Here is an 18,506-nt window from a genome sequence, read left to right on the forward strand (position 1 = left end):
AATTGCCTGGCTGTTGCTTTTCCATCAAGATACGCATGAACAGCCTTGGTTCGGATTTCTTCAGATGCAAATTTCATCTCTGCAATCTAAACGATTTCTAAATAAAATAAAAGTCAAATTGCTCTAGCTGGCGCCCGCGCCGAATGAGCGTCCAGACCGCGTTCTGGACGCGAAATGATGGCAGCGCCGCTTTTGAAATTGAATAATTTCAAAAGCAAAATGCTCTATTCGGCGAGTACGGCCGCTCCACCAGCAGCACGGCCAGATCCATGACATTGGTGCGCGTGGGCCCGGTGATCAGCAGATCCCGGCTTCGGGCCAGAGCCGCGTTGCTGTTGTTGTCCGCCAGCAGGGCAAGGGCCTGCCGGCGGCCGCCCATGCGCGCCACGCTGTCTGCAAAGGCAAAGCCGCCCGCGGCCTCGGTGGGGCCGTCCGTGCCGTCCGTTCCGGCAAACAAGCCGCAGACATGAGGCGTATTTTCCAGGGCAAGGGCCGCGGCCAGGGCCATTTCCTGATTGCGGCCGCCTTTTCCCCGGCCCCGGATGGTCACCGTGGTTTCCCCCCCTGCCAGGAGGCAGAGCGGTTTGTCGCCGGGCCGCAGAGCCGAGGCGCGGCGCAGGGCTTCTTCCACCAGTTCCGCGGCCTTGTGCCGGGCCTCGCCCGTGAGCCGATCCGTGAGGATGCACGGCGTGCAGCCGAGGCGCTCGGCGGCCCGGGCCGCGGCGTCCAGGGCCTGGCGATTGGTGGCCGACAAAATATTCTGCACGCGCGAGAACAGAGGATCGCCGGGTTTGGGCGTTTCCTCGACGCGTCCGGCCAAGCCGTTTGCCAGCCGCTGGCGCACGGCCAGGGGCAGACGTTCCGTCAGATCGTGGCGCGCGAGAATTTTCACGCAGTCCTCAAAGCTGGTCACATCCGGCGCGGTGGGCCCGGAGGCGATGACGTCCAGGGGATCGCCCACCACGTCCGAGACAATGACGCTGAGCATTGCGGCGGGCGCGGCAGCCCGGGCGAGCTGCCCGCCGCCGAACACGGAAAGATGCTTGCGCACCGCGTTCAGCTCCTGAATGGTCGCGCCGCAGCGCAAAAGCAGATCCGTGACGCGCTGCACATCCTCCAGACTCAGGCCCGGCGCGGGGGCAGGCGTCAGGGCGCTGGCCCCGCCCGTGAGCAGGCAGATCAGCAGATCCCGCTCCCCTGCCTTGCGGGCCATTTCCAGCAAGCGGCGGCTCGCCTCCACCCCGGCGGCATTGGGCACGGGATGCGCGGCCTCGGCCTGAGTGATGCGCTTCAGGGGCAGGCCATGATCATACTTGACCACAATAAAGCCCGCATCCAGCCGCCCGCCGAGCATATCCTCCAGGGCCAGGGCCATGGGCGCGACCCCTTTGCCGGCCCCGATCACGCTGATCCTGCGCTTGGCAATGTTCCAGGGGCGGCCGTCGGCCACCAGGCTGTCGCCCTCCAGACGCAGATGCCGCAACAGCGCGCCATCAGGGGACACGGCAGCCAGCGCGGCGTCAAAAATGCCTTGCAATGTCTGCCGCTGCCGTTCCATATTCTCTCCGCCGGTAGAGGGTCGAAAAAACAAAAGCCCCGGCTCATGACCAGACCCAGGAGCCGCTGCGGGTAAAATCGTCCACGGGGCGATGTATGAAATGAGCTCTAAAAAAGTTGACGACAGCCGTCAAGACAGGCGCGCCCGCGCAGCCGTTTCTCACGGATGCGCGGGCGCTTTCCCGGCACAGATCCGGAGAAGATCCGGTACAACGGGTTCGCAGTCAGGGCCGGGTAAAAAGGCCGGCGCTTGCGCGCTGCGCTTCCAGAGCCGGAGTGTAGATCACATAACGATCGCGTCCGAGCCGTTTTGCCTCGTAAAGCGCCATATCCGCTTTCTCATAGAGATCGCTGAAGCTTTTTCCGTCTTGCGGGTAGCGTGCAAGCCCCAGGCTGGCGGTAATTTTCAAACCCGCCTGACAGTACCTGGCGGCAGCCCGCCGCAGAACTTCCAGTTTTTTCTCCAGCGCCAGTTCGGGCGGAATATCCGTTAAAAAAACCACAAACTCATCGCCGCCCAGCCTGCCGCACAAATCCTTCCTGCGCAGGACCTGTTTCAGGGAATCGGCCATGTCCCTGAGCAGCTGATCTCCGTACTGATGCCCGAAACGGTCATTGACGAGCTTGAAATTGTCCACATCCAGCATAATCAGGCCATGCCACGCGCCGGCGCCGCTCAGCCGCAGGGTTTCGGAAACCCGCTTGACCACGGTCCCGCGGTTCAGCAGGCCTGTAAGCTCGTCCTGCTCAATGAGGCTTTGCAGTTCCAGCTCTCTTTTCTTTTGCGCGTCGATATTCTTGATCAGAATAAAAGCCTTGACGTCCTGGGTGAAAGGATCGGGAACAAGCTGGATCCTGGCCGCCACCCAATACACTACGCCCTGCGCGCCAATGAAACGGTGTTCCAACTGGATTTCGCACTGGCCGCTGTAAAACTTGCCGAGAAGCTTTTCACGGTCAAAGACGTTGAGATAGTCGGGCAAATCCTTCTCATACACATAATGGCGCGCAATATGGTTCACCATGCCTGAAAAGGATTTCACATCCGGGGGCAGGGCTCCGGAATTGCGGCGCTCATTGCCCTCATAGGTATTCTTGGACAAGTTGAACTCATAGTATCCGATGCTGTTTTCCTGCTGCGCCTTGAAGGATTGGATCCATTTCTGGTACGCCAGCTCTTTTTCACGCTGTTCCGTCACGTTCTCATAAGAGATGATCCCGCGCTGCGGCTTGCCTTCCTTGCTGAAAATCAAGGTGTACCGGCAGCTGAACCATTCAAATGTCCCCTTGCACTTCAGTTTCAGGGTCGCGCTGCCGTGCGGAATGCCCTGCTGCATGGCGTGAAAAAATTTCAGATAGTTTTCCACGCTTTCCTCGGCCACGATGCCCCGGGCCACGACGCTTTCCGGCACCCCGTGCACCACCGCGGGCAGCCCCAGCGCGCTTGCGGCTTCTTGCGGCTGAAAGAGCGCCCTGGCGCCGGGATCGTAAATAACCATGACCTTGTCGGTGTGCTGGAAGGCAATCCGGCTCTCTTCCTCGCTGATCCGCAGCTTTTCCTCCATAGTTTTGCGCAGCGTGATATCAAAAAGCGCGCAGGTCAGCATATCCGGTTCCGCGGGATCATAGCTGCAACTGATCCGGCCCCAGAGCACTTTGCCGGATTGATGAAAAAGCCTGTGCTCCAGTTCAAAAAACGCGCAACGCTGCTGCACGTTCTCGCGCACCACTTGCCGCACCATCTCCAGATCAGCCGGATAGATGCAGGATTTCACGTTGCTGAAGCCTTGTTTTTCCACGTCCGCGCGCGTATAGCCCAGCATATCGTAAAAAAAGGTATTGGCGTAGACAAGCTCCAGATCGTCGTTTGCCTTAACCTTGCAGATCCCGCACGGCAAAGAGTCGATGAAGGTCTGCAACGGCACGGTTTCGGGTTTTGCCTGATGCCGCAAGCCGACAAGCTCTGTGATGTCCGCGCAAACACTGACCGCAAGGGGCGTGCCGTCCTCTGAAAGCGTTTTTTTGCCCACAGCGCGCAGCCACAGAAAACCGCCGCCTTTTTGCAAGGCTCTGTATTCGACGGAACAGGTCTCGCCCTGCCGGCAAAAGGCCTCAAGTGCGGCCTGAACGCGCTCCCTGTCTTCAGGATGCACCACATTGAGAAGACAGCCGCCGGTTTGCCGCATAAAGTCCTGGAAATCGTAGTTGAGAAGACTCAGGAACTTTTCATTGGCATAGCGGATCGGATAGTCTGGCGCGAGATGGTAGACAAGAAGAGCATCCGGAATATTTTCCCCGATAATCCGGGAAAAATCCGGCGAGAAACGCGGGCGTTGCGGCGTGCTCCTGGCGTGTGGCCTGTTTTGCATGGCAATTCGCGCTTGGCAGTTCAAGGATTCAAAATTTTCACGATCCCGACAGAGATCCGCCGAAACATGCGGCAGGGCCTTGCCCGTCTCGCGCGGATTTTGCCTGAGACGGCCCCGCTTCAGGCGGCTTCGCGGCGCAACAGCTCAAATCCGGCCTGAGCCGCGCCCCACAGGCCGCTGTTCTTGTTTTCAATGAGGTACACAGGCACGCTGCGTATCAAGGCTTCAAAATGCGGCGTGCTGTAAAACTCTTCCAGAAAATACTCGCTGGTGACGCTCAAGGGATTGCGGCTGGCTATGCCCCCGGCGATCCACAGGCCCCGGCGGCAGAGCGTGGTCAAAATCCAGTTGCGGCAAGCCCGCGCGTACAAACGGGAATACCAGCGCAAGGTAGGCGTGTCGCGGCTCAGAGCCTTTTCGCCCACTTCCCGCGCTTCAAGGCGTTCGCCGGTGAGATACCGATGCAGCAGAGAAAGGCCCTTGCCGGTGAGGATGTCGTCGCCGCGCGCATAGGGATACCCCAGCTCGCTACAGACGAATTTATGAAAATCATTTTCCTCGTCGCCGACAAAGGGAAAGGTGGTGTGGCCGCCTTCAGCCGGCACAGGCAACCAGCCGCCGCGGCCGTCATGCACCAGAGAGGCCGTGCCCAGACCCGTGCCCGCGCCCAGCACGCCCCGGCTTGCGGTGGCCGGGGGAGTGGCCTCCAACTCCGGCTTGACGATGCAGCGCGCCTGATCGCCGATCTCTGTCAGACAGCCATAGGCTTCGGCCATGAAATCATTGATCACTCTACAGCGTGGAATGCCGTAGCGGGCCTTGAGATCGGAAAAGTCCACCTCCAGCGAGCCGTTGGTCAGCTTGCCGTGCAGACCGTCGCTTACCGGGCCGGCCAGCCCCAGGACGAACGCGTCAGCCGTGTCCAGGGGCGTTTCCAGCTCGCGGCTCAGCGCCGTGAGCACCATATCCGTGTCCAAAAGTCCGGCGCTTTTGATCCAGACCACGCGCTCCAGCGTCAAGCGCTCACTCTCCAGACTGAAACGGGCGAAGCGGCAGTTGGTGCCGCCTATATCGGCTGCAAGTATGCGCTGCATACGGCCTCCAGAAAAAATATAGTGAGAGGCGAGACGCTTCCGCCAGCCCGTCAGGCTGGACATGCACGGCAAGGGCAGGCCGCAGCCGCGGCTTCTAAAGCAGGAAAGCCTTGTCTCAAGCCTCGTTGTTATTCATGCTCCGCACCAGATTGGTGGTGCTGCATCCCTTGACCAGATCCGCCAGATGCACGCGGCCGCCGCAGGCCCGCACAAAATCCGCACCCACCACCGTATCTTCGGTGTAATCGCTGCCTTTGACCAGGACGTCGGGCCGGACCATGCGGATTAAATCCAGGGGCGTGTCCTCGTCAAAAAGCGTGACCGCATCCACGCCCTGCAACGCGGCCAGCAGTAAGGCACGGCTCTCTTCATTCTGAATTGGACGGCCCGGACCCTTGAGACGACGCACTGAAGCATCGCTGTTCAATCCCACGACCAGGCGATCGCCAAGAGAGGCGCATTGGCGGATCAAGGAAACATGGCCCGGATGCAGCAGATCAAAGCAGCCGTTTGTGAAAACAATGCTCTCATTGCGTCGCCGCCAGTCTTCAATCTTCTCCAAAAGCGCGGGGCGGGCATAGAGTTTGGGGTTGTCCGCCTCTTCGCGCAAGGCCTGATTAAGTTCGGCCAGGCTGACCGGCGCGGTGCCCATTTTGCCGACAGCCACGCCGGCCGCGGCATTGGCGATGCGCGCGCTCCGCTCCCAATCCAGCCCCTTGGCGACGCAGGCGGCAAGGGTCGCCACAACGGTGTCGCCCGCGCCGGAGACATCGGCCACTTCACGCATTGCGGCGCGTATGTAAAGCGGCGGTCTGTCTTTTTCAAACAGGATCATTCCCCTGGCCCCGCGCGTCAGCAAAAGCCGCTCAAAGCCATATTCCTCACGCACCCCGCCGGCCAGATCCTCACGTTCGCGACGATGGAGCCTCGCATGCTGGTCACGTCCACAGATGGCCGCAAATTCGGCGCTGTTGGGCGTAACGCACTGCGCCCCGGCATACCGCCCCCAGTCCGCGCCCTTGGGATCCACAAGCACGGGGATATGTTCACGCCTGGCCGCCGCGATCAGCAACGCGCACAGGCTCTCGCCCTCAGAGGGCGAAAGCAGAACGCCCTTGCCGTAATCGGAAAGAACCACCGCGCCGCAGCCGGGCAGCAGCGCCAGAGCCTTTTCCCGCAGGGCCGCGCTCTCCTCCGGCTGCAGGGCGTCGCGCTGCTCGTCGTCAAGACGCAGTAATTGCTGGCCTTGGGCAATAACCCTGGTCTTGCATGTGGTGCGCCGCGTGGCGGAAAGCGTCAGGCCTTCCTCAACGCCCTCGGCGGCCAGCTCCTGGCGCAAGGCCCTGCCCGCTTCATCCTGCCCGGCCAGACCCGCAAGCCGCGCCTGCGCCCCGATCCGCGCCAGATTGCGCGCCACATTGGCCGCGCCGCCCGGAGCGGACCAGCGTTTTCCGACGCGGGCCACGGGCACCGGCGCTTCCGGCGAAATACGCTCCACCCGGCTTGCAATGTAGTGATCAAGCATCACATCGCCCACGACCAACACGCGTATGCCGTTAAAATCCATAACATCCTCTGGGGCAAGCGAAAGACGCGCCTCGGCGGCAAGCGCCGTCCCACTTCAGGCTTTTCGGCAGGCCGCCGTAAGGAGCTCGCGCAGTCGGGCCTCGGTAGCGCTTTCCTCCAAAAGACCGCGGATGCGCAAGCGGGCATTGTTGCCAAGGCGACGGCGCTCTTCCGGCCGGGCGGCAAGAGTTTCCAGAGCCTTTGCCAGAGCGGCCGGATCGTTCTGGGGCACAACCAGGCCGCTTTCCTGATTCTGCACGGCCTCGGTCTGACCCGGCAAATCGCTGACCACCACCGCCAGCCCGAAGCTCATGGCTTCCGCCAGGGCTGAAGGCAGGCCATCCTCATCGCCATGTTTGGTTCTGCGGCCCGGAGCCGCAAAAATATCGCTCTTTGTATACAGATCGGCCATATTCTCGTGCGCCACCTGACCGGGAAAATCCACCATTTTGCGCAAACCCAGCCGCCAGGCGAGCCAGCGCAAATAAAGTCGTTCAGGCCCCTGGCCCACAATTTTCAGATGAAAGTCAAGCCCGTTATCGCGCAGATGCGCGCAAGCCCGCAGCAGAAGGTCATAGCCCTTGCGCGCGCAAATGCTGCCCACGGCCAGGATGTTAAGCGTGGACGCGGCTTTTCCTGAGGCAGGGGACATTTCCGCCTCGTCATCCGACGGGACGAGCGTCAGAGGATCGCGCAGCAAAACCAGCCTGTTTTCCGGCAGATCCGGCAAAAGCTGACGCAGAGCGCGCAGGGCCGCCTCGGTGTCGCAACGCACAAAAGCGGCCTGTGAGGCTTTACGCGCCCAATCCTTGCCCGGAAGGGCCAAATCCGCCGAGCGCACCGCAAAAGCAAAGGGAATGCCCAGAAGCCGCGCAGCCACCCAACTGGCCGTGGCCGGGCTGTGGCCGCCATCGGCATAAAAGATTTCAATCTTCTCTTCCAGGCCCCAGCGGGCAAGCAAGGCTCCGCAGCCGAAGGCCCAGAGATGACTCAAAAGCTCCCTGCCCCAGCGAGAGCGCACGGGCAGCTTGTGCCAGAGCTCCCAAAGGGGGTGCGACGTGCCGCGCAACTGCCGGAAAAGCGCGGCGCAAACGCTGAAAAAACGCAACTTTCCGATTCTGCGCACCGCCAGGGGAAGCGCATAGCCATCGGGATTGCCCAGAAGCCCGCTGCCCTGAAGGGCATAAATGCGCGAAAGCAGCCCGGCGGCATGCAGCCGGTGCGCCTCTTCCATCAGATTTTGGCCGGAAACTTCGGGAAAACGCCGGGCCACAAACGCGCCGCGCACCACCGGCCGGGGACCCTGCAAAAGATCGTGCGCTTCCTCGGCCGCAATGGGCGCGAGCTCACGCTTGCGGCGATGCAGGATGCCGTCCTCCAGGGTGTACACGCTGTCGCAATACTCGGCCATTTTGGGATCATGGGTGACCATGACCATGGAAACGCGCCCCGTATGACACAAGGTGCAGAAATTTTCCATGATCAACCGGCTGGTGCGGGCGTCCAGAGCTCCGGTCGGTTCATCGGCCAGCAAAATGCGCGGATTGTTGACCATGGCCCGGGCAATGGCCACACGCTGCTGCTCGCCGCCGGAGAGGCGGTTGCTGCGATAATGCACCCGGGCTGAAAGGCGCACCAGTTCCAGCGCGCGGATAACCCTCTCCCAGCGCTCCTGGGGCGGCACGCCTTCATAAATCAGTGGAAATTCAACATTTTCAAACACGGTGGAGTGCTCGAAAAGATTGCTGGACTGCATCACAAAGCCCATGTTGCCGCGCCGGAAGGCGGCGGTCTGCTCCCGGTTGAGGGCAAGCACGTTGGTGCCGAGGATCTCCAGCGAACCCGCATCAGGGGCATGCAACATGCCGAGAATGTGCAGCATGGTGGATTTGCCGCAGCCCGACGGCCCCATGATGGCCGCAAGCTCGCCGGCTTCCAGCTCAATGCTTACGCCGCGCAGCACGGGCGCGAAACCGGCATAACATTTATATAAATCTTTGGCGACGATAACCGGAGCCATACTGCATCCTAGAGTATATTGCTTTTGAAGCGCTCGCTCCAGCGCTTCACGGCGAAAGTACATTTCGCCTGCGCCTATCGCTGCTGTCGTCATCCGTAAGGCGGCACAGCCGCCAACGGCTGACGCTCGCGCCGGGCCGGCCTATTCAAAGCGCAAGGCCGAAACAACATCCATGCGGCTGGCCTGAATGGCCGGATACAAGCCGCCTGCCACGCCAATGGCGGCGGAAAAAGCAATACTGCCCAGGCTGCTGGCGATCAGCAATGGATAGGAGATGCCTGTGCCCAGAGCCCAGGCTCCCGCCTCAACCAGCACAACGCCGATCACAATGCCCAAAATGCCGCCGGCTACGGATTTGCAAAGCGCTTCGGCCAGAAACTGGGCCATAATGTCGGTGTCCGAGCCGCCCATGGCTTTTTTGAGGCCCACTTCGCGGGTACGGGCGCGCACGGCTGCAAAAGTGCCGTACCAGATCCCGAAGCCGCCCAGCATGAGCGATGCGGCAATGCCCAGCCACAGCAAAGCCTCCACCCAGAGGAAGGTCCCCTTGATCCGGGCAAGCTGTTCTTCCTGCGTGCGCACAACCAGGTAGGGCGCGGCCTGATGCTCGCGCACCACCGTGGGAATCAGCCTGACCAGAGGCGAGACGTCTTCCCAGCCGATGGCCCGGACAAAGAGGCGCGTCACCTTGCCGTCACCCCAGTTGCGATCGACCATGGTGGTGTACGGCAAAAAACCGCCCAGACTCCAACTGCCCAGCATCACGCCGCTGACCACGCCCACCACTTCAAAAACGTCTTTTTCCAGAAAAAGCAATTTGCCTATGGCCTGCTCAGGCTCGGAATAAAGGTTTTTCGCCGCTTCTCTGCCCAGCATGCAGACTCTGCGGCGCCCCTCAATGTCTGCGCTGTCGAAGAAACGCCCGGCCGCCAGCGTCAGCGAATACACCTCGGAGAAATACTGATCCACGCCGATAAAATCCACATACAGGGAGCGTTCGCCTTCGCCGCGCAAGGCAAACACTTTGCCCGCGCGCACATTGCGGCTGACCAGAGCCACGCCCGGAAGGCGGCGCAGGGCCTCCACGGTTGCCGGAAAAAATTCACGCCTGGGCTGGCCGGGGTACTGGCTGTCGTCCATGAGGACCTGAATCACGTTGACCCCGCCCATGAGCACCATATCCTGACCGACTTTATAGCGGATTTCGCGCCCCAGCACGGAAAGGACAATAAAGGCGGTGATGCCCAGGGCAATGGATATAATTACCCCGAAGCCGCGTTGGCGCACAACCTGCCGGAGGCTGACGCGAAAAAGATCGGACATGGCGATCATAAAGCTACCATTGGAAGATTGCCCATCAATAAACCGCCGCGCAGGGCGATCGTCGGGAGTCTGCGCAATCGGCGGCAAGTATCATGTATAAATGTACTCCGGGCCGGGGCAAGTGTCAAAAAAACAGGACAGCGCCGCTCAGCGCTGCATACGGAGCACTGTCCCCCCCTGCCCCACCGTATAGGAAAGCCCGTGCCAGATAATGCCCCTGGCCGGAATAGTGCGGCAATAAACCCGGACGAACATGGCCGACGCGCAGAAGTACGCCCATATCCAGCGCCAGAGAGGGGGAGGCGCGGGCAGAAATTCCCGCCAGACATACAGCACGGCCGCCAAGGCGGCAAGGTAAAGCAAGGCGGTGAATACCGCCGCGGCGCTGCCCACATTCAGCAGGCCCCCGAGCAGGGCCAGACCGGCGCACAGCGGCGGCAAAGCCATGAGCAAGGCCAGCAGTCCCAGCAGCAGCCACTGGCCGGGCACGCAAAACTTGAGAAAAAGCACTTGCCGTTCCATCCAGTCCCGCCAGACCGGCAAGGCATGGCCCGCAGCCTCGGTGCGCAGCAGCGCGCCCGGGCAAAGGCAGACATGCACGCCGCGCCCCAGCAACAATCCGGCAAGCGAGCAGTCGTCCACCACATTATGCGCCCAGAGCTCGGCAACGCCGTACTCCCGAAAGGCGGCCCGGCTCATGGCCATGGCCCCGCCCCAGGGCTGGGTGAACACCGCAAGCGCCTGCAAAAGACGCAGCAGCAGGACGCAAAACGCATAGGCCAGGGTGACGGTCTGCTCATCCCTGGCGTCCACCATATGATAGCCGGTGCTGAACGCCGCCTCGCCCCGGACAATGGGGCCCGTCAGGCAACGGACGAAATCGGGGCGGGCCAGATGCGTGCTGTCGCAGAAAACATAGACCTCAGCCTCCTTGCCCGCCGCGGCCACGCCCTGCAGCGTGTTGTGATTTTTCTGGCCGCACTGCTGCGCCTTGCCGGCCACCACATGCCGCGCGGCCGGATATTCCTTCTGCAAATCGCGGATCAGCCGGGCAGCCGGTTCTTCAGCAGTCGCCGTGACCAGAATGGGCAGCAGACGGGGATAATCCTGACACAGCAGGCTCTTCAGGGCCGCGGCCATATTGGGATGTTCGCCGGCAACCGGAATAATCAAGGCCGCCTTGGGCCACTTTTCATCAGGAACGGTACAATTTTCAGCCGCCTGCCTTGCCTCTCTTTTCGGCAGCGCGCGGCCGGCACGGGCCAGAAGGTATAAAAGACCGCACTGCGCGCCTGCCGCCAGCAGCCAGAACCAGATCATAAGCGCTCCTTGAACACCCTTTGCAGAGGCTTTTGCCGAAAAAGCACATCTTCTTTGTTCTGCGGAATCCCGCTATCGCAAAAAACCTGTACAGAGCCGCACGGCAGTGGCGGCATACATCTGCCACCGGGTCAGGCAGCCGTTACGGCCGCCGCAGCGTCCGCGCTGCCGCACGCAACCTCACGGTTTTCTAGAGCATTTTGCTTTTGAAATTATTCAATTTCAAAAGCGGCGCTGCCATCATTTCGCCTGAAAAGCGTGGTTTTCAGGCTCATTCGGCGCGGGCGTCCGCTCCCGCGGCCGCCAGAGCGGTTGCCGTTTTCAACAGCAAACCGCTCTAAAAAACGGCGATGGCGTCCGGTCCGTGCCCCTGACGAGCGCCCGCCTCTTTGCGCGCCAGCCCCTTGGGAGAGTCTTCTGCAGAAATGCACATTTTTACAGAGCCATCCGACTGCATACGCGCGCAGAACCCGATCAGGCGCAAGAAAGCAACTGTGCGCCCCAAACAGAACGTACAATCCGGCCAAAGACCTGCCCGATCTGCCGGTACGCGCAAGCCCCCGGCGCACAGCAGCAGACGAGCGGGGCTCGCCCGGCGGCAGCCCTAGAGTATTTTTTGATTGAAAATATCCATTTTCAATCAGTTCGCTGCCATCATTTCGCGTCCAGAACGCGGTCTGGACGCTCATTCGGCGCGGGCGCCAGCTAACGCTGGCGCCAGAGCGTTTTGCTAATTTCATGAGCAAAACGCTCTATTGCGGCAAAGGCGCGCAGTCCTCCGTCACCGGCACATCCTGCAGCCGCTTGCCGTCAACCTTGATCTTCATGCCGTTTTTCAGGCTGATCACACCCTGGACCTTGTCTGAAGCAAGCAGACGCCCCCTGAAGGTATGGCCGGAAGAGTGCGAAGCCTGAATCTCATTATTTTTCACTGTGCCCACGATGTGATAGACATCTGTCTTGCCGTTGGCAAGGCGCAGATGCAGCACGCCCCGCACAGCGCCCTGAGCCGAAAAACAAAGGGCTGCCCGGAAGGTCGAGCTGTAGAGGGAGCCTGTCCAGAGTTCCGTGGCCTCAATGGGCTTTGCCGCTGGAGCCGCTGCGGCCTGCCCTGGCGCCTGCCCCTCTTTTCCGGCTGCGGGCGCAGCCGTACCCGCAGCCCCTGAAGCCTCCAGGGGCGCGTGGTTTGCGCGCGCGCCGCGATCCGCGGCCTCTGCCGCGGCAAAGGCCGATCCCGCGCACATCCAGGCGGCCACTGCGACAACCATGAAAACGGCGGCAGGCACACAACGCAGCAGAATCCTCATTTATGCACCCGCGCTCCGCCGGGCATTGCCGTTTTTCCGCTCCCACAGACGGAGAAAAAGTTGCTGATGCGCCTCCACCATGACGGGGAACGCGAAATCCCTCTCAACCTTGCCCCGCCCGGCGCGCCCAAAAGCGTCACAACGCTGCGGGCTTGCGAGGAGCTCGCTGCAATTGCGCGCCAGTATCCCGGCATCCCCGGCAGGGGAAAGCAGGCCGTCCACATTTTCCTCCACCAGGCGAGGGATCCCCCCCACGGCAGTGGCGCAGACCGGCAGACCGCAGGCCATGGCTTCCAGAATGACATTGGGCTGGCCTTCGCGCAGCGAGGAAAGCGCGAAAATCCGGGCCGCGGCATAATGCTCCCGCATATCCGGCCCGCCCGGGAAAAAATCCACCCGGCTGCCCGCGGCGCTGCTGCGGGCCCACTGGCGCAAGCGCGATTCCTCCGGGCCGTCCCCCACAATACGCAACCGCGCCTGCGGCGTCACGCGCAGCACTTGCTCAAAAGCCCGCAACAAGGTCAGATGATCCTTGTCCCGAGCAAGCCGGGCCACGCAGAGGATAACCGGCTGCCTTTGCGAAGGCGCGTCCGGCCCCGGCGTAAAAAAGCCGGTATCCACGCCGTTGGGGATATAGCTCACGCGCTGCGCGGGCACGCCCAGAGCGTGAAGAGACTGTTGCAGCGCCTGGGAATTGCAGATCAGATGATCGGTCAAGCGCCAGAGAAAACGTTCATGCTGGCGCTTGAGAGAACCGCCTCCCCGGCAGGTTCCCACAATGACGGGCCTCCGGCTCCGCCCCTGCCTGCCCCACAGCCGCCCCCAGATATTGGGCAGGGCCGTGCAGGGCACCAAAATATCCGGTTTTGCCCGCAAGAGCGCCCGCCCGAGACGCAGAAAAAAGAAGGGCGCAACGCGGCGCGACGTGCCCAGATGGTTAAGCGCAATGTCGGCTTCGCGGGCCTGGGCGTCCAGATCGGTTTCGCCGGTGAGCGTGAGCATGGACGGAACAAAGCATGCGCGATCCAAACGGCGAGCCAGCTCCAGCGTCTGGCGCTGCGTGCCGCCGAAACAAAGATCTTCCATCAGGAAAAGGACGTTCAGCGCTCTGGGCATGGTTCTCCTTGCCATAAAAAAGCCGTCGCGAAAAATGCGGTTTCAGGCAACGCGCGACAGACAGGCCCGCTTTGCCGCTGGTGCGCGCGGTCCACGGCGCGGCTGGCAGCATACTAGGCATTCCGCTCGCTTTTGCAAGCCCCGGTCCACAGCGTCGCGGCCTGGGCTGACGCATACGCTGCGTCAGCCCTGACATCGCAGCTTTGGCCAGATGCGCCGTGCGGCGGGGCGCGCTACCCTTTGCGACGGACTCCAAGGTAGCTCCTTTGCCACATAAAAACCAGACCCGTTGCTGAGGCGCACTGCGGAGATCAAATTTTTTCCACAAGAAAAGACAGAACCCGCCTACCCTGTGCCCCACTCTCCCTGCGGGGTTCTTCCCATCCGGCTTCTGGTCGGGCCCGGACTCTATGGCGGATCCGCTCAACTCAAAAAAGTCTCTCCTTCTCCTACTGCTTACCTAGGGATGAAAGCGAAACAGGAAAGTCCACAAATAATTGATATTATTTTACCGAATTTTTCAATATATATGCTGTATTATTTTCAGATTTTCTCTCTTGAGAGAAAAGTTCATATTTTTTGTTGAGAATGAGGCATAACTATTTTTATCTTTTATACATAATAAATAAATTTATGATACATTTATTCTATATAAAATACAATCTATCATAAAAATAATGAAGTAGTATTCAAAACATATTCAGGCAGAGGCATATTTTTGTCAATGCCACAATGGCGTCCGCTGCAAGCTTGCATCGTGGCGCTGCAGTGATTTTCAGCGAGCTGATCCCCTTGAGCGCTCAGTGTTGCAAACGACTCGGCAAGACATCTCGTGCCGGGCAAAAGAGAACGCATTGGCAGCCCCTGTCATGTTCGAGCGCTCAGCCCCAAGCCGGGGACTGCCGGGCAGCTCGCAGGCCGGACGCGGCGCGGCTGAAAGATAAAAAATTTGCCGGATCCCTGAAAAAAAGCTTGCCAAGCCTCAGACCTTAGGCTAGATAACACTCCACGCCGAAGTGGTGGAATTGGTAGACACGCTAGGTTCAGGGTCTAGTTCTCGCAAGGGAGTGGGAGTTCGAGTCTCCCCTTCGGCACCAGGTAAGAGTCCAAACAAGTCCCGCAAGGTCTGAAAAGTCTTGCGGGACTTGGCTTTTTGGGCAATGGTATGTCCAGCGAGGTGTCGTAAAAAGCGGGGAGAACCAACAAAAATGACGGTATTTATTGCGGTATGAGCCGATACGGAGGAAACGCGGCCAGAAAAATACCGTCACCCTGCAACCCCTTGCCAGCAAAGGATTTGAGCCATGCCACTGACCGACACCATGCTCAGGAATTTGAAGTCTGACGGTACTCCGGCAAAACTGGCCGACTCTGAAGGCTTGTACCTCTACCTTTCCGCTTCCGGTGGGAAGTTATGGCGGATGGATTACCGCTATGCCGGAAAAAGAAAGACGCTCAGCTTTGGCGCGTATCCCGCCGTATCCCTGAAAGACGCTCGCCGCAAGCGCGACAAGGCCAAGGAACTGCTTGCCAGCGACATTGATCCCGGCGCGCAAAAAAAGGCCGCCAAGGAAGAAGCCGAAGCGGCGGCGCGTGAACAGGCGCTGACCTTCGCCGTTGTCGCCCAGGAATGGTTCGCCACAAAACAGGATTCCTACGCGGCGGCCAATATCAAGAAAAAGCAGTGGCTCCTTTCCCTGCTCAATGAGCGGATTGGCGAAAAGCCCATCAGCAAACTTGTGCCTGGGGATATTCTGGGCGCAATCAGGCCGGTGGAAGCCGCCGGACATTCGGTAACAGCGCACAAGCTGGCCGAAACCGCCGGGCAGGTCTGCCGCTTTGCCCGCACCTGCGGCTACATCGTCTTCAATCCGGCTGACGGCCTCAAGGAAGTCCTCAAGCCCATCCAGACAAAGCATTACGCCACCATCACCGATCCCGCCGCTGTCGGGCATCTTTTGCGCTGCATAGACGAATATCAGGGCGGAGCCGTTGTCGGCTACGCGCTCAAGATACTGCCCTATCTGGCCTTGCGGAGCGCCGAGCTTCGCGGCGGCAGATGGTCGGAGATTGATCTGGACAAGGCGCTCTGGATTGTGCCCGCCGCCAGACGGGAAAATGCAAAGGACGGCGGCGGCATGAAGATGCGCATCGCTCATGCCGTGCCCTTGCCCACTCAGGCGGTCAAACTTTTCCGCGAACTGCATCTGCTTACCGGCACCGGCGAACTCTGCTTTCCGGGACGGCATTCAGCCTCGCAATGTATTTCGGATATGGCGCTTTTGAACGGTATCCGCCGAATGGGCTTCAGCAAGGAAGAAATGACCATTCACGGTTTCCGCGCCATGTTTTCCACCATCCTGAATGAGAAAAAACTGGAATGGGGCTTTGACGGCGACATTATTGAGGCCCAGCTTGCCCACAAGGAGCAAAATACCGTCCGCGACGCCTATAACCATGCCTCATATCTGGAGAAACGGCGTGAATTGCTTCAGAGGTGGGCCGATTATCTGGACGAATTGCGAGATCAGGATGCATCCAATTCACTGAAATAATTTAGAGAACAAAATTATTCAGATTTATGGCAGGGCGTTGCGGCAGATCCGCTGCAACGCCCTGCCTTTTTATCCTGAGTCCAGAAATTGTTTACCTCAAAAAATTTTCTGAAAAATTTCACTTCTCCATGCACCTCTATCGAACTGTATCGGACTGCATCGAACCGCATCGCACGGCATTGTACTTCATCAACAATGTGGATTAATTGAATAAATATGCTATAGCACTCCGTAAAGTCTATTTAGATACGGAGGTAATCCTATGGCAACTCAAATACCCGCCACAGGTTTTCTCAGGCTTCACCAGATTCTGGAATTTTTTCCCATCAGCAAGAGCGCGTGGTGGAAAGGCTGCGCCACCGGACGCTACCCCAAGCCCCTGAAGCTCGGCCCGCGCACGACCGTCTGGCGCGCCGAGGACATCAGGGCATTCATCGAAAACGCCGGGCAGGCGGAGGTGAACCATGAATGACCTGCTGCAAACCTTCCAGGAAGTTCTTGGCCAGCATGGCCTTGTCCCCGAAGAAATCCTTGCGGACGGCACTCTTCACCGCTGCCCCACAGAAAGCAAGCCGCGCAAGCTGAACGGCGCGTATATCGCCCATCTGGACAAAGCGGCCACGCTCTGGTGGTGCAACTGGGAAACCGACGATCAGGGCACGTTCTGCGCCGAGGAAAAACAGACGCTTTCCCCTGCGGAGATGTCCGCATGGCGGGAACGCCAGCAATCCATCCGACGACAGCGGGAAGACGAATGTACCAGACGCCATGCGGAAGCAGCCCAACAGGCCAGGCAGGACTGGACTTCGGCAAGAGCGTGCGACCCCAATCATCCCTACCTGCGGCGCAAAGGCATTCCGCCCCTCTCCGGCATACGTCAGGCACGGGACGGTGCCCTGCTTATCCCGGTTCTGGATGCCGCAGGCAATCTGCAAAGCCTGCAACGCATCTCTCCAGATGGCACAAAGCGCTTCCTCGTGGGCGGCAAGGTGCAGGGCGGACGATTTACCATCCCCGGTTTGCAGGGAAAACCCATCGCCATTTGCGAGGGCTTTGCCACAGGCGCAAGCATTCATCTTGCCGCTGGCTGGACTGTCTATGTGGCTTTCTCCGCCCACAATATGCCCGTGGTCGCCAAATCGGCAAGAGACCGATTCACAGACAGACCAATCATTATTTGCGGCGATAATGATGAAGCCGGGCGCAAGAAAGGCGAGGAGGCGGCGAGACTCACGAAGCTCCCGCTTGTGGTTCCCAACTTCACCACAGGCGCGGGCACTGATTTCAATGCTCTTCACCAGATTGAAGGCATTGAAGCCGTCCGCTCGCAACTGGAAGCAGCCCTGACCAAACAGCATGGCCTTGTTGCCTTGTTGCCTTGGACATGAGCGAGTTCCTGTCCATGCAGATCCCTGATCGGGGTTACCTTCTATCGCCCATTTTGCCGGTTCAGGGGATAGGCATCCTTTACGCGCCGCGAGGTGTGGGCAAGACCTTTGCCGCCCTGAGCGTGGCCGTGGCTGTCGCCTCCGGCGGCGCTGTTTTCAACTGGCGCGCGCCCATGCCCCAAAAGACGCTCTATGTGGACGGAGAAATGCCAGCCACGTCCATGCAGAGCCGTTTGTCCTCACTTGTGGGCGGCATGGCCATCCCGCCGCAGTCGCTGAAAAACCTTTCACTTATCACGCCGGACTTGCAGCCGTGCGCCATGCCGGATTTGTCCACGCCCAACGGGCAGGCCATGATTGAGCCACTCCTGAAAGGCGTGGACATGGTAGTGCTGGACAATATCGCCACCCTCTGCCGCACGGGCAAGGAAAACGAATCGCAGTCCTGGCAGGCTATGCAGGCGTGGCTTCTGGATCTGCGTCGCAGAGGAATCACGGTGCTTCTGATTCATCACGCCGGAAAATCCGGCGACCAGCGCGGCACCAGCGCCAAAGAGGACATTATGGATACGGTCATCAGCCTCCGCAGACCCAGGGAATACGCAATGGCCGAAGGCGCGCGTTTTGAGGTTCACCTGACCAAGGCCAGAGGCATTCTCGGCGACGACGCCAAGCCTTTTGAGGCCAACCTGATTACCGAAGGCAACGCTCTGCATTGGCAGGTTCGGGAAATTGAGGATGTGGAACTGGAGGAGCTGAAAAGGCTGCTTGGCGAAGGCTACAGCATCCGCGACTGCGCCGAGGAAATGGGCAAATCGAAATCGGCTGTCCACAGACTGAAAAGAAAACTGGAAGGTCTTGATTGAACTTATTTTCAGGTGTCCCGCTGTA

General features: G+C 59.9%; 13 protein-coding genes and 1 tRNA gene. 5 read left to right on the forward strand and 9 right to left on the reverse strand.

What is annotated here, in order from left to right; genetic code table 11:
- Positions 1-208: 208 nt before the first annotated feature.
- From G7Y51_RS09790 to G7Y51_RS09830, 9 genes are all read right to left on the reverse strand, one after another.
- Positions 209-1,558: a DUF4147 domain-containing protein gene (locus tag G7Y51_RS09790; RefSeq protein WP_165176997.1), complete on the reverse strand. Its 1,350-nt coding sequence runs from the start codon at positions 1,556-1,558 to the stop codon at positions 209-211.
- A 223-nt stretch (positions 1,559-1,781) separates the two neighbouring features.
- On the reverse strand, positions 1,782-3,926 hold the full coding sequence (locus tag G7Y51_RS09795; RefSeq protein ID WP_165176999.1) for a sensor domain-containing diguanylate cyclase: 2,145 nt from the start codon (positions 3,924-3,926) through the stop codon (positions 1,782-1,784).
- A gap of 119 nt (positions 3,927-4,045) precedes the next feature.
- Positions 4,046-5,020: a glucokinase gene (locus tag G7Y51_RS09800; protein WP_165177001.1), complete on the reverse strand. Its 975-nt coding sequence runs from the start codon at positions 5,018-5,020 to the stop codon at positions 4,046-4,048.
- Positions 5,021-5,135: 115 nt separating this feature from the next.
- Positions 5,136-6,587, reverse strand: coding sequence for a D-glycero-beta-D-manno-heptose-7-phosphate kinase (gene rfaE1, locus G7Y51_RS09805; protein ID WP_165177003.1), 1,452 nt, complete (start codon positions 6,585-6,587; stop codon positions 5,136-5,138).
- Between the two features lie 54 nt (positions 6,588-6,641).
- Positions 6,642-8,606: a glycosyltransferase gene (locus G7Y51_RS09810; RefSeq protein WP_165177005.1), complete on the reverse strand. Its 1,965-nt coding sequence runs from the start codon at positions 8,604-8,606 to the stop codon at positions 6,642-6,644.
- Positions 8,607-8,747: 141 nt separating this feature from the next.
- Entirely contained in the window at positions 8,748-9,938 is a 1,191-nt protein-coding gene (locus G7Y51_RS09815) for an ABC transporter permease (RefSeq protein ID WP_165177007.1), read from the reverse strand.
- A 138-nt stretch (positions 9,939-10,076) separates the two neighbouring features.
- On the reverse strand, positions 10,077-11,249 hold the full coding sequence (locus G7Y51_RS09820) for a glycosyltransferase (protein WP_165177009.1): 1,173 nt from the start codon (positions 11,247-11,249) through the stop codon (positions 10,077-10,079).
- Positions 11,250-12,001: 752 nt separating this feature from the next.
- Positions 12,002-12,556 (reverse strand): hypothetical protein, encoded by a 555-nt coding sequence (locus G7Y51_RS09825; protein ID WP_241160201.1) that lies wholly within the window; start codon positions 12,554-12,556, stop codon positions 12,002-12,004.
- Positions 12,557-13,672, reverse strand: a complete 1,116-nt coding sequence (locus tag G7Y51_RS09830) for a glycosyltransferase (RefSeq protein WP_165177011.1) — start codon at positions 13,670-13,672, stop codon at positions 12,557-12,559. It lies immediately after the preceding gene.
- A gap of 1,010 nt (positions 13,673-14,682) precedes the next feature.
- Here G7Y51_RS09830 and G7Y51_RS09835 point away from each other — a divergent pair.
- The 5 genes from G7Y51_RS09835 (at position 14,683) to G7Y51_RS13765 (ending at position 18,481) form a co-directional block, all read left to right on the forward strand.
- A tRNA-Leu gene (locus G7Y51_RS09835) sits at positions 14,683-14,769 on the forward strand.
- A gap of 207 nt (positions 14,770-14,976) precedes the next feature.
- On the forward strand, positions 14,977-16,227 hold the full coding sequence (locus G7Y51_RS09840; RefSeq protein WP_165177013.1) for an integrase arm-type DNA-binding domain-containing protein: 1,251 nt from the start codon (positions 14,977-14,979) through the stop codon (positions 16,225-16,227).
- A gap of 262 nt (positions 16,228-16,489) precedes the next feature.
- Entirely contained in the window at positions 16,490-16,699 is a 210-nt protein-coding gene (locus G7Y51_RS09845; RefSeq protein WP_165177015.1) for an AlpA family phage regulatory protein, read from the forward strand.
- Positions 16,692-17,615, forward strand: coding sequence for a toprim domain-containing protein (locus tag G7Y51_RS13760; RefSeq protein ID WP_241160202.1), 924 nt, complete (start codon positions 16,692-16,694; stop codon positions 17,613-17,615). The genes G7Y51_RS09845 and G7Y51_RS13760 overlap by 8 nt, the downstream gene beginning before the upstream one ends.
- Positions 17,612-18,481, forward strand: coding sequence for an AAA family ATPase (locus G7Y51_RS13765; RefSeq protein ID WP_241160203.1), 870 nt, complete (start codon positions 17,612-17,614; stop codon positions 18,479-18,481). Before G7Y51_RS13760 ends, G7Y51_RS13765 begins: the two co-directional genes overlap by 4 nt.
- The last annotated feature ends 25 nt before the right edge of the window (positions 18,482-18,506 follow it).

It is taken from the genome of Desulfovibrio sp. ZJ369 (genome assembly GCF_011039085.1).
Classification (GTDB): Bacteria; Desulfobacterota; Desulfovibrionia; order Desulfovibrionales; family Desulfovibrionaceae; genus Desulfovibrio.

Excerpts from the sequence above, each read along its gene's own strand:
- G7Y51_RS09790 (WP_165176997.1), bottom strand. The coding sequence starts at position 1,558 with ATGGAACGGCAGCGGCAGACATTGCAAGGCATTTTTGACGCCGCGCTG.
- G7Y51_RS09795 (WP_165176999.1), bottom strand. The coding sequence starts at position 3,926 with ATGCAAAACAGGCCACACGCCAGGAGCACGCCGCAACGCCCGCGTTTC.
- G7Y51_RS09800 (WP_165177001.1), bottom strand. The coding sequence starts at position 5,020 with ATGCAGCGCATACTTGCAGCCGATATAGGCGGCACCAACTGCCGCTTC.
- rfaE1 (WP_165177003.1), bottom strand. The coding sequence starts at position 6,587 with ATGGATTTTAACGGCATACGCGTGTTGGTCGTGGGCGATGTGATGCTT.
- G7Y51_RS09810 (WP_165177005.1), bottom strand. The coding sequence starts at position 8,606 with ATGGCTCCGGTTATCGTCGCCAAAGATTTATATAAATGTTATGCCGGT.
- G7Y51_RS09815 (WP_165177007.1), bottom strand. The coding sequence starts at position 9,938 with ATGATCGCCATGTCCGATCTTTTTCGCGTCAGCCTCCGGCAGGTTGTG.
- G7Y51_RS09820 (WP_165177009.1), bottom strand. The coding sequence starts at position 11,249 with ATGATCTGGTTCTGGCTGCTGGCGGCAGGCGCGCAGTGCGGTCTTTTA.
- G7Y51_RS09825 (WP_241160201.1), bottom strand. The coding sequence starts at position 12,556 with ATGAGGATTCTGCTGCGTTGTGTGCCTGCCGCCGTTTTCATGGTTGTC.
- G7Y51_RS09830 (WP_165177011.1), bottom strand. The coding sequence starts at position 13,672 with ATGCCCAGAGCGCTGAACGTCCTTTTCCTGATGGAAGATCTTTGTTTC.
- G7Y51_RS09840 (WP_165177013.1), top strand. The coding sequence starts at position 14,977 with ATGCCACTGACCGACACCATGCTCAGGAATTTGAAGTCTGACGGTACT.
- G7Y51_RS09845 (WP_165177015.1), top strand. The coding sequence starts at position 16,490 with ATGGCAACTCAAATACCCGCCACAGGTTTTCTCAGGCTTCACCAGATT.
- G7Y51_RS13760 (WP_241160202.1), top strand. The coding sequence starts at position 16,692 with ATGAATGACCTGCTGCAAACCTTCCAGGAAGTTCTTGGCCAGCATGGC.
- G7Y51_RS13765 (WP_241160203.1), top strand. The coding sequence starts at position 17,612 with ATGAGCGAGTTCCTGTCCATGCAGATCCCTGATCGGGGTTACCTTCTA.